The 13,014-nt window shown below is 40.0% G+C and carries 9 protein-coding genes and 1 pseudogene; 7 read left to right on the top strand and 3 right to left on the bottom strand.

What is annotated here, in order from left to right; translation table 11 throughout:
* Positions 1-91 (top strand): annotated as a pseudogene (locus VF675_RS12420) (RNA-guided endonuclease TnpB family protein); the annotation flags it as partial.
* Between the two features lie 13 nt (positions 92-104).
* Here the strand turns inward: VF675_RS12420 and VF675_RS12415 are convergent.
* Positions 105-1,583: a flavin-containing monooxygenase gene (locus VF675_RS12415; RefSeq protein ID WP_440205299.1), complete on the bottom strand. Its 1,479-nt coding sequence runs from the start codon at positions 1,581-1,583 to the stop codon at positions 105-107.
* Between the two features lie 169 nt (positions 1,584-1,752).
* Here VF675_RS12415 and VF675_RS12410 point away from each other — a divergent pair, with 169 nt between their 5' ends.
* From VF675_RS12410 to VF675_RS12390, 5 genes are all read left to right on the top strand, one after another.
* Positions 1,753-2,760 (top strand): helix-turn-helix transcriptional regulator, encoded by a 1,008-nt coding sequence (locus VF675_RS12410; protein WP_165492532.1) that lies wholly within the window; start codon positions 1,753-1,755, stop codon positions 2,758-2,760.
* Between the two features lie 89 nt (positions 2,761-2,849).
* Positions 2,850-4,004: a cell division protein ZapE gene (gene zapE, locus VF675_RS12405; protein ID WP_004976758.1), complete on the top strand. Its 1,155-nt coding sequence runs from the start codon at positions 2,850-2,852 to the stop codon at positions 4,002-4,004.
* A gap of 358 nt (positions 4,005-4,362) precedes the next feature.
* On the top strand, positions 4,363-6,528 hold the full coding sequence (locus VF675_RS12400) for a malate synthase G (RefSeq protein WP_096901411.1): 2,166 nt from the start codon (positions 4,363-4,365) through the stop codon (positions 6,526-6,528).
* A gap of 199 nt (positions 6,529-6,727) precedes the next feature.
* A complete protein-coding gene (locus VF675_RS12395) occupies positions 6,728-8,170 on the top strand; it encodes an aldehyde dehydrogenase family protein (protein WP_440205298.1) in 1,443 nt (480 codons plus the stop codon).
* Between the two features lie 115 nt (positions 8,171-8,285).
* Positions 8,286-8,963 carry an SOS response-associated peptidase family protein gene (locus VF675_RS12390; protein WP_440205297.1) on the top strand — a complete coding sequence of 226 codons (678 nt, stop codon included), beginning with the start codon at positions 8,286-8,288 and terminating at the stop codon, positions 8,961-8,963.
* A gap of 54 nt (positions 8,964-9,017) precedes the next feature.
* On the opposite strand, the gene VF675_RS12385 is transcribed toward VF675_RS12390, so the two are convergent.
* Complete coding sequence (locus tag VF675_RS12385; protein WP_004976754.1) at positions 9,018-9,482, bottom strand: MarR family winged helix-turn-helix transcriptional regulator; 465 nt, start codon at positions 9,480-9,482, stop codon at positions 9,018-9,020.
* A gap of 777 nt (positions 9,483-10,259) precedes the next feature.
* On the opposite strand from VF675_RS12385, the gene VF675_RS12380 reads away from it, so the two are divergent.
* The gene (locus VF675_RS12380) at positions 10,260-11,783 is read left to right on the top strand and encodes a TerC family protein (RefSeq protein ID WP_004976753.1); all 1,524 of its coding nucleotides are present in this window, start codon (positions 10,260-10,262) and stop codon (positions 11,781-11,783) included.
* A 266-nt stretch (positions 11,784-12,049) separates the two neighbouring features.
* Here VF675_RS12380 and VF675_RS12375 read toward each other — a convergent pair whose 3' ends face one another.
* Positions 12,050-12,910 carry an alpha/beta hydrolase family protein gene (locus VF675_RS12375; RefSeq protein WP_440205296.1) on the bottom strand — a complete coding sequence of 287 codons (861 nt, stop codon included), beginning with the start codon at positions 12,908-12,910 and terminating at the stop codon, positions 12,050-12,052.
* Between the last annotated feature and the right edge of the window lie 104 nt (positions 12,911-13,014).

Here is a 13,014-nt window from a genome sequence, read left to right as displayed (position 1 = left end):
TGGTACGCTCCATGATCGGGATGTAAATTCCGCACTGAATATTCTTGCGCTCGGGCATGAGCGTCTAGCAGTAGGAATCTCCGTCCTTTAGATCGGGGAGGATGTCAAGCCGCTTTGCTGATTAATCTAAAATCACTAGGATGCAGCGACTTGGTTTTTAGCCAATATTTCCAAGTATAGGTTGGCCAAAGAGCAAAGTTTTTTCCACCATCTTGTTGATACCAACTTACACAGCCAGATTGCCAAACCGTGTTATTTAGCATGTCTTGCACATCGTGGTTAAATTGATCTTGTACTTGATCTTTTACTACAATTGCATTGCTCTGTGATTGTGCCACCAAATCCATCATTTGCAGAATGTAATCGACTTGCGATTCGATCATAAAAATAACCGAGTTATGCGCCAAAACTGTATTTGGCCCAAGCAACTGAAACAGGTTCGGAAAACCTTTGTGGCTAATGCCGTAATAGCTTTCTGCGCCATCTTTCCATGCCTGTTTTAATTCAACGCCATGTTCACCAATGCAGCTAAATGGCTGTAGATAGATACGCGGATCGGTAATAAAGCCTGTGCCATAAATCAGACAATCAATTTTTCGCATTTTACCATCTTTGGTGATGATGCTGTCTGCAGTCAATTCCTGTATTGCATCAGTCACTAATTCGACGTTGTCACGGTTAAAAGTTGGGAAGTATTTATTGGACACTAAAATACGTTTACATCCCATAATGTAGTCAGGCGTGAGTTTTTGTGCCAATTGTTTGTCTTTGACCTGAAAACGAATAAAGGCTTCTGCCAGTTTTTGGGTATATTTCATCACGCTAGGTTGCATGATTGGAATTGCACGTGATTCATTCGACCAATACAAACGCGCACGATGCAACTTTCTAAACCAGTCTGCTTGTTTAAACAGTTTTTTCTCAATATTCAGATATTTGCGTTCATCTCGTGGAATGACCCATGCAGCTGTACGTTGCATGACATATAACTGTTTAACTTGAGGTACAATTTCAGGAATGTATTGAATCGCGCTGCCGCCTGTGCCAATAGATGCCACAACTTTGCTATTTAAGTTGTATTGATGATCCCATTGAGACGAGTGAAAAACCTTGCCCTGAAACTTTTCAATGCCTTTAATGTGCGGGATTTGTGGCACATGCAGTGGGCCAGAAGCAAAGACTAAATATTGGCAACTCAATTGTCTGCCATCTTTTAACGCAACATGCCATACACAGTCTTTTTCATGGTATTCGGTATGCACCACTTCGCTGTTAAATTGGCAATATTCGCGCAGATTAAACTGTTGCACCACATCTTGAATATACTGAAAAATTTCTGGTGCTTCGGCATAGCGTTTTGACCAGTCAGTTTTGGGTGCAAATGACAATGAATACAGATGCGACTGCACATCACAAGCCGCGCCAGGGTATTGATTTTCACGCCAAGTACCACCCACTTCATTAGACTTTTCTAAAATCACAAAGTTATGAATGTTGCGTTGTAGCAAACGAATCGCCATGGCTAATCCACCAAAGCCTGCGCCAATAATTGCGACTTGATAATGAGCTGCTGCATCCTGCATGAAGACATCCTTATATTTATTTTGTTTGATTTGAGTTTGTTTGAGTCAGGATAGAATAAGCCAGCATGTGGTAACATGATCGTGCTGACATAAAAATTGATATTTTCGGCAATTTCTATCTGTGGATGAATCGGGTAAAAAGGATATTCCGTTTCGCACTGTTCATTTTATGAAAAGATCCATACTTGGCTTAATGTATTTAATACAAGGCATGCGTAAAGCAGGCGTTGATGTCGATGCAAAATTGCAAAGTATCGGCTTGCGTGCAGATGCGCTGGATACCAGTTCAATTATTCATCCGAGTTTGGAATGGGATATTCTCAAAGTCATTGGTGAAGATGTAGAGCCTGAAATGGGGCTGTTTATTGGACAGCATTATGCTTTGGCAGGTTATGGTCCTTTACTGATGTTATTGGTGACCAGTCCAGATATTGCCACTGCATTAGAAAAAGGGATTCAATATCAGGGATTGACGCATTTAAGCGGGAAACTGAGTTTGCAACATAGCACGCGACATATTGCCTTGTGTTATCAACCCAATGATTTACATAGTAGTTTAGGTGTATTGCGTGCGCAGTGTGAAATTTCAGGCACGTTCAAATTTATTCAAGACCTATATAAAATGATGGGGATGAGTGCGCCACGTATTCGCATAGAATTGCCATTTGCACAGCCGCAGCAAAGTGAAGTTTTGCAAACTTTTTATGATTATTACGGTCAAGATATTGTTTTTAATCAACCCCAAGCAGCGTTTTGGTTTGATGATGCAGTTCTCACAGCACGTATTCCATCTGCCGATGCAGTCACTTTTAGTAGTTATGAAGCCAAATGCGTGATTGAGTTAGAGCGACTTAAACTCGAAGATGATGCGCCTTCGGTGGTACAGCGCGTAAAAGATTATTTGGAATTACAACAAGGCAGTATGCCGAGCATGGCAGAAACAGCACATGCTTTGCAAATTCCTGAACGGACATTGCGCCATCAACTGCAACAATTGAACACTAGTTACAAACAAATTCGTGAAGATCTTATCAAAGATAAAGCATTGCGATTAATTGAATATCAGGAATATTCAATTGAAATGATTGCAGAGTTACTTGGTTATTCAGAGCCTGCGGCATTTAACCATGCCTTTAAACGGTGGTTTGGACAAAGTCCACGCCAATATACAAAATAGCCTAAGTATTTTGCAAACTATGCCAAAGTGCTATATCTCGTGATTCGATCTTCGTTATAATCTATTTGCCCAAATAAGTACTGATGAATATGTCTGATTTTAATTCGCCACAAACCACAGCCTTTACTCCATTATCGCCTGCGGAGCGTTATGCACAAGCGTTAGCCTCTGGACAATTTATGCCAGATGATGCGCAGGCGCAGGCTGTACACGAACTTGAGCGTGTGTGGCAGGAATTAATTCAACGCTATAAAGCATCAAAAAAAGCGTTCCGCCGTTTCCGCCGCCAAACAGCACCACAGGGTGTTTATATGTGGGGTGGTGTAGGTCGTGGTAAAACATGGCTCATGGATCAGTTTTACGACTCGATTCCATTTAGACGTAAAACACGTATGCACTTTCACCACTTTATGCAGCATGTGCATCGTGAACTGAACAAACTTTCAGGGCAGCGTAACCCGCTCGATTCTGTTGCAGACCAAATTTATAAAGATGCAGTGGTGATTTGTTTCGATGAATTTTTCGTATCTAACGTGACTGATGCGATGATTCTGAGTGACTTGTTCCAAAAATTATTCCATCGTGGCATTACTTTGGTGGCAACATCTAACATCGCCCCAGACGGTTTATATAAAAATGGTATCCATCGAGATCGTTTTATTCCAACCATTGAAATGGTCAAAAAACATTGCCAAGTGCTAAATGTCGATGCTGGTGTAGATTATCGCTTACGTGTTTTGAAACAGGCGCAATTATTTAAATCGCCTTTAACGCATGATAATCAAAACTGGATGGCACAGCGTTTCAGTGCTTTGAGTAATACACAACATTATTCTTCTGAGCCAATTATTATCAACCAACGTATTGTTGAAACAATTGCGCATACTGAAGATGTGTTGTGGTGTGAATTTTCAGAACTGTGCTTTAAACCGCGTAGTCCTGCAGACTTTATTGAAATTGCCAACATCTACAACACGGTTTTGGTGAGCAATGTACCGCATTTAACAGACTTCTTGTCTGAAGGAACACGTCGTTTTATTTATTTGGTCGATGAATTTTATGATCGTGGTGTCAAGTTATTACTGACTTCTGAAGATTCGATTATTGAAATTTATCAGGGCGAAAAACTGGCATTTGAAATTGAACGCACACGTTCACGTTTATTGGAAATGCAGTCTGATGATTACTTAAATGAAGAACATCGACAGATACAGGCCACCGAAGCCAAACATCAAATCAGTTGATCTTTTAAGCGCCTAGAACTAGGCGCTTTTTTATGATAGAAAAGATGTGACTGTTGGTTTTATCGACATTTTGTCATAAACATGGCTTAATCTTGAAGGGTTGCAATAAGACTGACGCCGATTTTTACAACAAAATCTGAACTTAAGTCTAATTTCGACATTTCAAAAACTTTATACACTGTAAAAGTGTATTTAGATGAGTAATAGTGTCGTGTTTCTGATCAGGATTTATGATGATTGTTGTCATTCATCTTGTAATAAATGATCGTTATTTTGAAATGTGATAATACTATTCAGCTAAATATAAATCAGTATACTAGAATCTCTTGTATAAAAAGTAGCAATATCAGGAAAGACAATGACTGCACGTATTCAAAAAGGCAAGTTAGCGATTGCTAAAGAACTTTACGATTTCATCGAAAATGAAGCATTACCAGGTTCTGGTTTGGACAGTGATACATACTGGAAAAACTTTGAGCAAGTCGTTGTCGATCTTAGCCCTAAGAACAAAACATTACTCGCAAAGCGTGATGAGCTTCAGGCTAAAATTGATGAATGGCACCGCAATAATACATTTGAATTAGAAGCTTACAAAGCTTTCTTGACTGAAATTGGCTACTTATTACCAGAAGTAGAAGATTTTCAAATTACCACCGAAAATGTTGATGAAGAAATCGCATTATTGGCTGGTCCACAGCTCGTAGTACCTGTACGTAACGCACGTTATTGCTTGAACGCAGCAAACGCACGTTGGGGTTCGTTATATGACGCACTTTACGGTTTTGACGTTATTTCTGAAGAAAATGGCGCAGAAAAAGGTAAAGGCTACAACCCAGTTCGTGGTGAAAAAGTAATTGCATTCGCGAAAAACTTCTTAAATGAAACTTTCCCATTGGCGCAAGGTTCACATGCCGACGCGACTCAATATGCTGTAGAAGCAAACAAACTTGTTGTTCGCCTAAAAGATGGTTCTACAACAACTGTTGCGGATAGCTCTAAATTCGTTGGTTACAATGGCGAAGCTTCTGCACCAACTGAAATCGTACTGAAAAATAACGGCCTGCACGCAATCATCCAGATTGATGCAAACAGCCCAATTGGACAGACAGATGCAGCTGGCGTGAAAGATGTTGTGCTTGAAGCGGCTGTAACGACGATTCAAGACTTGGAAGACTCTGTTGCAGCAGTTGATGCTGAAGAAAAAGTTGAAGGCTACCGTAACTGGTTAGGCTTGATGAAAGGTACGCTTGAAGAGTCTATCGAGAAAAATGGCAAGACCATTACCCGTAAACTAAATGCTGACCGCACCTTCAAAAATGTTGAAGGCGGTGAGACCAAGGTTCATGGCCGTTCATTGATGCTGCTTCGTAACGTGGGTCACTTGATGACAAACCCGGCGATCCTTGTAGATGGCGAAGAAATTTATGAAGGCATCATGGATGCATTGGTCACTCCATTGCTTTCTGTGGCTGATATCCGTGGTGAGAACACGATCAAGAACTCACGTACCGGTTCTATGTATATCGTTAAGCCAAAAATGCACGGTCCAGAAGAAGTAGCATTTGCGGTTGAGCTGTTTGAACGTGCTGAACAAGCGCTTGGCTTACCTGCTAAAACCCTGAAAATCGGTATCATGGATGAAGAGCGTCGTACCTCTGTTAACCTGAAAAACTGTATTGCTCAGGCGAAAGACCGTACCATCTTTATTAACACCGGTTTCATGGATCGTACAGGTGATGAAATCCATACCTTCATGGAAGCAGGTCCATTTGTTCGTAAAGGCGAAATCAAAGGCCAAAAATGGTTCCCAGCTTACGAAAACCGTAACGTCATGGTAGGTCTACAAACAGGTCTACGTGGTAAAGCACAGATTGGTAAAGGCATGTGGCCAAAACCAGACATGCTGTTAGACATGTACAAAACCAAGACTGAACATCCTGAAGCAGGCGCAAGCTGTGCATGGGTTCCGTCTCCAACAGGTGCAGTGATTCACGCGATTCACTACCATCAAATTAATGTAGCAAACCGTCAGCAAGAATTGCTTGCAACTGAAGCATTGCCTTTAGATGATTTGTTAACTCCACCTCTTGCAACTGATACCAACTGGTCTGAAGAAGAGAAACTAAAAGAACTGGAAAATAACTGCCAAGGTATCTTGGGTTATGTCGTTCGTTGGGTTGATCTGGGTGTAGGTTGTTCTAAAGTTCCAGACATCAATGATGTGGGCCTGATGGAAGACCGTGCAACTTTACGTATTTCTTCTCAGCACGTTGCCAACTGGTTACGTCACGGAATTGTAACGCGTGAACAGGTTGAAGAAGTAATGCAGCGCATGGCGAAAATTGTAGATCAACAAAATGCTGATGATCCACTATACACGCCTATGTCTAACGACTTTGCTAATAACATTGCATTCCAAGCTGCATCTGACTTGATCTTCAAAGGTGGCGAGCAACCTTCTGGTTACACAGAGCCACTTTTACACGCAGCGCGTTTAAAGTTAAAAGGTTATACAGGTGATTAATCCTTTAGGATTTGATTTACTGATTGTGTAATACAAACAAATGAGCCTCTTCGGAGGCTTTTTTGTTGCCTGTATTTTGCTTATGGTTTTTTGAAAATTTTGCAGCTGAATAGTTACAGGATGTACTTGCTGCTAGAAAAACATCAAGCTGCGGAGTAGAGTGAAAGTCATATATAAAAAGTAGCGCAAGGACAAATACATGCCAGCATATCAAGATTTGAATCAACAATTTATTGGCGGCAAGTGGTCGGTTGGGACATCTACTAAAACCATTCCAAACTTGAATCCATATCATCAAACTACAATTTTTGAGATGCAGGGCGCCAGCGTGGTAGATGTTGATAGTGCCTATAGTACAGCGCAAAAAGCTTTTGATGAACAATTGATTCAATCCACAAGTCTGCGTCAATACATCATTAAGAACTTAGAGCAAGTCATTCAGCAACGACGCGAAGAAATTATCCAGTGGCTGATTGATGAGTCGGGCAGTACCCGTTTAAAAGCCAATATCGAAGTCGATGCTGCTTTAGGGATTATTCAAGAAGCTGCACAATTTCCCGAGCAAATGACCACGACGAAACTGGAAAGCAAAGATCCGAAAGTCCGTAGTGTTGTTTTGCGTAAACCTTTGGGTGTTATTGCTGTGATCAGTCCGTGGAATTTCCCTTTCCATTTGTCTATGCGTTCAGTGGTTACAGCGATTGCTTGTGGTAATAGTGTAGTGCTCAAACCTGCCAGTGATACGCCAGTCACAGGTGGAACTATACTCGGTAAACTGTTCGAAGAAGCAGACTTGCCTGCAGGCGTACTCAATGTGGTGGCGGGTGCGAGTCGTGAAATTGGTGATTACTTTGTTGAGCATGCAACTCCTAAAATGATTTCATTTACAGGCTCTACAGAAGTTGGACAGCATGTAGGCCAACTGGCCGTTGCGGGTGAGCATTTAAAACGTGTCGCCTTAGAACTCGGTGGCAATGCACCTTTAGTCGTTTTGGATGATGCAGATATAGATTTGGCCGTAGAACTAACTGTGATGGGGCGCTTTTTGCATCAAGGTCAAATTTGCATGAGTACCAATCGGGTCATTGTCGATCAGTCTATTTATGCAGCCTATCTTGAAAAATTGTTAGCAAGTGTGTCGCAATTAGTAGTAGGTGATCCGAATAAAAATGACACCTTGATTGGGCCAATTATTAATGCAGAACAGGTGAAAAAGCATCAGCATATTATTCAAAAAGCACAGGCGCAGGGTGCAGAATTGGTTTATGCGGGCGGGGTTACGGGGAACTTAGTTGCACCACATGTTTTTGTGAATGTCGCTGCCGATTCAGAAATTGTACAAAATGAAAGTTTTGGACCTATTTTACCGATTCTCAAAGCAGCAGATACCGCACATGCCTTACAGTTAGCGAACGATACACGCTATGGTTTATCTGCTGCTGTATGCACTACAAATGTAGAACGCGGTGCAGAATTTGCAGCACAGTTTGATGTTGGAATGACACATATTAATGGTATTACCGTTGCCGATCATGCCAATGCACCGTTTGGTGGTGAGAAAAACTCAGGCTTAGGTCGTTTTAATGGGCGCTGGATATTTGAAGAATTTACCCGCACGCATTGGCTGACATTGCCAGCTTAACGGTAATTATTTGTCCTGCGTTTTGTTTGAGTAAGAAGGAATGCGTGGGTGCGCACTTACTGTTCATGATCAAAACGCATAATATAGTGCGTGTGTCTAATCATCCAATTTGTATATGTGTGCCAATTTTAAACCAATAAGCATAGCTCAATTATCTGCATTAGGTCTGCCTGAAATTCCGTTTGAATATGCTGAAGAAGCGTATCCAAATTTGAGTGTGCCACTATTGTTTAAGTCTGAACAAGGTTTAGAGTGGCGCTCGGTGAATTTTGGCTTGATTCCCAAATGGGCGGAAGACAGAAGTATTGCGCAAAAAACCTATAATTGCCGTAACGAAACTTTATTAGAAAAACCAAGTTTTAGTGAAGCTGCTTATAAGTGTAAATTTGGCGCGATTGTTGTGTCAGAATTTTATGAATCCAAATATATAGACAGTAAACCGCAGCGTTGGGGTGTACGTCGTAAAGATGGACAGGCCTTTTTTATTGCAGCACTGTATGAAATTTGCCGTTTAAAGGATGGGCAAGGCACGGAAGAAATTGTCCGTTCTGCGAGTATGATTACCATGGACGCAATTGATCACGCGATGATGAAGGAATTTCATGAGCCTGGGCCAGTCAAACGTTCTGTTATTGTTATTCCACATGCACGTTTAGATGAATGGCTAAGTTTGAAAACACCGAACATACACAGCTTTGTGCAGGGCTTTCCTTTAGACGAGTTTGAGTGTTCACATGTACCAAAAGCAAAGATCGAAAAAGTAAGCCCCCAGCTCAATTTTTTCGATCTTTAAGTACATCTTGTGCTTATATAGGATAAGAACAGATGTGGAACAATAACGTGATGTTTAGCGTGCTAAATTATTAAAAATATGACGTAAACTTTCCATCATTTTTTCAATTTGTAGTGGAGTTAAACCATCAAATGACTGCTCTAAAACAACGCTAGTCAGATCATTAATTTTGTTGGTCATCTCATTACCTTTTTCAGTAAGCACGACACGAGTGATACGCGCATCATCATCACAAGAATAAGTTTCAACCAAACCTTCATCTTTTAAACGATAAACAATTTTAGTTGTAGTTGACATTTTTGACACCACCATGTCTGACAAATCAGACACACTCGCATGTGCTTTTGACCTTAATGCCAATAAAATACGACGGCGAGAATTATCTAAACCATACTTTTTAAGTGCCTGATCGACATTCTGTACATATTGAGCATGTACTTGTGTGACCCAATAATACGGAAATTGTTCAATATCATATTGGTCGGCGGATGGTAGAAATTTTGAATATTTCTTGGACATTGCATATTCCCTGCATTGTTTTAATTGTATTTTTGATATTTCACATTTTATGTGAAAACTCATGTGCTTAGCAAGATGCTTTCAGTGGCTAAAATTTGGTTGAAATCTGACGAAATATGATGAATCTCGATTTAGAAGCTGGCTTTGAAATGGCTATTTTTCCAAGCGCGTAGGCATTTGTTTAAGTTCAATCCATATTCATGTGTCATATCAATTAATCCTATAGAATTGTTTTAGTTTGGATTAGTAGTGAGTTATCTGGTTTTATAAGTTGAATTATCAATTTAACCATCAACTTAGGCTGCATTTTAGTTAAAAAAATACATTTGTACACTTGGCTTTTAGGTAAAAGTGCGGGTTATTGCGTTGAATTTTGCAAAAAAATTATAAGCTTTGGTCTAATCTTTTAACAATAGTTGTTTTTTATCAATATTTTAAGTTTAGATTAAAGTGTGGGTTGGCTTACAGTTGTAATCTATGACTAATGCGTCTAAAAATACATTACAATTCATTTGACATTTTTAATCCATTCTCACGGCTTTTGTTTGGCTGTCATCGCTCTAAAAAAATTAAGAATGTGAAAAATAAAGTAAAAACCATCTTATAGATCGTGCTGTTTAGTTTTATTCAAAAAAATTAAAAATTTAATTACAAATGTTCAAGATTGTGCATAATTAAGCTATCTATTGCTAAAAAGGTTACTTTTATGGATCCGTCGCCGTGCGCAGGTCTACTTTATATTTCGATTTCTGCTAACTATCTCGGAGCTATGAACTAATGGAGTTTTTATTAGATCCGGGAATATGGGTTGGTTTAATTACACTTATTATTCTAGAAATCGTATTAGGTATTGATAACCTAGTCTTTATTGCAATTCTTGCAGAAAAATTACCCCCAGAACAGCGTGATAAAGCCCGTGTGATTGGCTTATCTTTAGCGTTGTTTATGCGTTTAGGATTGTTATTTGCAATCTCTTGGTTGGTTACTTTAACCGAACCGTTAATTACCTTATTTGAAAAAACCTTTTCAGGGCGTGACCTCATTCTCTTGGGTGGCGGTTTGTTCCTCGTCTATAAGGCGGTAGGAGAGTTGCATGAGAAGATGGAAGGCAAACCCGAAGTCAAAGTCACGACCAATGTAGTTTATGCAAGTTTTGCCGCAGTTGTAGCACAAATTGTTGTTCTAGATGCAGTTTTCTCTTTAGACTCAGTCATTACCGCAATTGGCATGGTCGACAACATCTATGTGATGATGGTTGCCATGGTGGTTGCAATGTTGGTGATGTTACTTGCATCTAAGCCATTAACTGCTTTTGTGAACCGTCATCCAACAGTGGTGATTTTGTGTTTAAGCTTCTTACTATTAATTGGTATCAGCTTGATTGCAGAAGGTTTTGGCTTCCATATCCCTAAAGGTTATATCTATTCGGGTATTGGTGTTGCGATTGCTATTGAAGCGTTTAACCAATTTGGTCAGCGCAATGTTGCAAAACATGAAGCAAAAATTCCGTTACGTCACCGTACTGCAGATTCAATTTTAAAATTGATGGGGGGGCGAGTTGAAACCAGTAGCCCTGATTTGCATAACGAAGCGCAAGAAGCGTTTGCAGATGAAGAACGCTACATGATTGGTGGTGTCTTGACCTTGGCAGAGCGTTCAGTCGCATCAATTATGACGCCACGTAGCCAAATTTCATGGGTCGATATTGAAGATTCACCTGAACAAATCCGCGAACAGATTCTATCTGTACCACACAGCTTATTCCCAGTGTGTCGTGGTAGTTTAGATAAAGTCATTAGTATTGTACGTGCCAAAGAGTTGTTGGATGTATTGGACGAAGAAGAAGAGCTTAAAGCTTTAATTAAACGTCAGCGTCCAATTTACATTTTTGAAAAAATGAAAGTGATTGATGCGATCAATACGTTACGTACCTCTAAAGGTTCTTTGGTTTTAGTCAGCGATGAGTTTGGTAATGTTCAAGGTTTGATTTCACCGCTTGATGTGTTTGAAGCGATTGCAGGTGAATTCCCTGATGCAGACGAACAGTTAGATTTGGTTAAAACCAATGAAAACGAATGGAAAGCAACAGGTATGCTGGATTTATACCAGCTTGAACTTGAACTGGGTATGATGGATCTGATTGAAGAAGATGCAGGCTACATTAGCGTTGCAGGTTTGATTTTAGATAAAACCCAAGGTGAAGTTCAGGTCGGCACGCAGTTGGATTATCAAGGTGTGCACTTTGAAGTGACAGAACTTGATGGTAACCGTATTAAAACTGTGATGATTCGCTTACGCTAATTACTAAGCTTTGAATTAAATCACTCAAAAAGCTCTACCGAAATGGTGGAGCTTTTTTATGGTGTAATAAAAAGATTGTGATGTTTCATCCTGAAAATGTGTATCAGCGATAAGTCTGGATTTTAAAAGCTGAACATGAAATGTGGCATGGAATAGAAAAAAGAAACAACCAAACAGGATTACAAATTTGGTTGCTTAAACAGGGAAAAGAAAAAGCGAGAAACTAAAACAAATGTTTAATTTGTATGTGACTTCGCCACTAAAAATTAAACTGCCAATTGATTTTCAATCATATTCCATAAATTTCGATGTGACTTTTTAAACATCGCCATATGCCCAATGGCTTTATGCTGATAACGCTTTGGTTTAAGTTCAATCATATTAGTCGATGCATGGGGATAGAGACGGAGTAAATCTTTCACATTGGCTTCGGTGGCAATCTCATCATCCGAACTCCAAATAGCAGTAATCGGGCAACGAATTTCATCGTGATAATGCTGTGAAACTGTTTTGCCTATAGCATTGATGACATAGCCGGGTTTGCTACAAAATTGTGCCCATTGTTGGGCCACATTTTTAGGTAGGTTTTCGCCCATGCCAATTGCATTGGTTGGGCCATAACCATGTGTGATTCTGGCAAGTGGAAAAATAACTTTAAACATCACAGGGGCAAGTAGGCGAGTACGACCTTTTAAACCTTTTGTGTGGCCTGTAGAGCCTGAAACAGCTACGACTTTTGCCACTTTATGATATTCAGGATTAATCCCCAGTAATTGTCCGCCTGCGCTGTGTCCCAATAAAACCACTTGTTCAGCTTGCGTTTTTTGCAGCAAAGTATTTACTGCTGCAGGAATATCTAACTGCCCCCAATCAACAATACTGGCTTCACATTGTTTCAATGGTTCGTGTAACGAATCACCAATACCACGAAAATCAAAACACAGCACAGCATAGCCTTGTTCATTTAGCCATGTGGCAAAAGCGTGATAAAAATTCTTGGTAATGCCTGTCGCGGGACAAATCAAGACGGGTAGACGCTGTGCTTGTGTATATTGATTTGGATAATAACGGGCAGCGAGGGCATAACCATCTGCACATATAATATTTAAGCTTTCAAATGTGCTCATAATGTTTTAAGGATGATGAGAATAAAGTTACTTTACACGAGTTCCAAAAAGAAACTTGTATTTATTCTGACTCTAAAGTCAAGCTTAGTAGTCTGCGAGTGTAG

It is taken from the genome of Acinetobacter sp. Lyrl_1 (genome assembly GCF_051948795.1).
GTDB classification, from domain to species: domain Bacteria; phylum Pseudomonadota; class Gammaproteobacteria; order Pseudomonadales; family Moraxellaceae; genus Acinetobacter; species Acinetobacter towneri.
The sequence above is the reverse complement of the archived record's forward strand: the minus strand, read 5'-3'. Positions and strand labels throughout refer to the sequence as shown.

Bases quoted from the DNA above. Each gene is read 5' to 3' on its own strand.
- VF675_RS12415 (WP_440205299.1), bottom strand. From the start codon at position 1,583: ATGCAGGATGCAGCAGCTCATTATCAAGTCGCAATTATTGGCGCAGGC.
- VF675_RS12410 (WP_165492532.1), top strand. From the start codon at position 1,753: ATGAAAAGATCCATACTTGGCTTAATGTATTTAATACAAGGCATGCGT.
- zapE (WP_004976758.1), top strand. From the start codon at position 2,850: ATGTCTGATTTTAATTCGCCACAAACCACAGCCTTTACTCCATTATCG.
- VF675_RS12400 (WP_096901411.1), top strand. From the start codon at position 4,363: ATGACTGCACGTATTCAAAAAGGCAAGTTAGCGATTGCTAAAGAACTT.
- VF675_RS12395 (WP_440205298.1), top strand. From the start codon at position 6,728: ATGCCAGCATATCAAGATTTGAATCAACAATTTATTGGCGGCAAGTGG.
- VF675_RS12390 (WP_440205297.1), top strand. From the start codon at position 8,286: ATGTGTGCCAATTTTAAACCAATAAGCATAGCTCAATTATCTGCATTA.
- VF675_RS12385 (WP_004976754.1), bottom strand. From the start codon at position 9,482: ATGTCCAAGAAATATTCAAAATTTCTACCATCCGCCGACCAATATGAT.
- VF675_RS12380 (WP_004976753.1), top strand. From the start codon at position 10,260: ATGGAGTTTTTATTAGATCCGGGAATATGGGTTGGTTTAATTACACTT.
- VF675_RS12375 (WP_440205296.1), bottom strand. From the start codon at position 12,910: ATGAGCACATTTGAAAGCTTAAATATTATATGTGCAGATGGTTATGCC.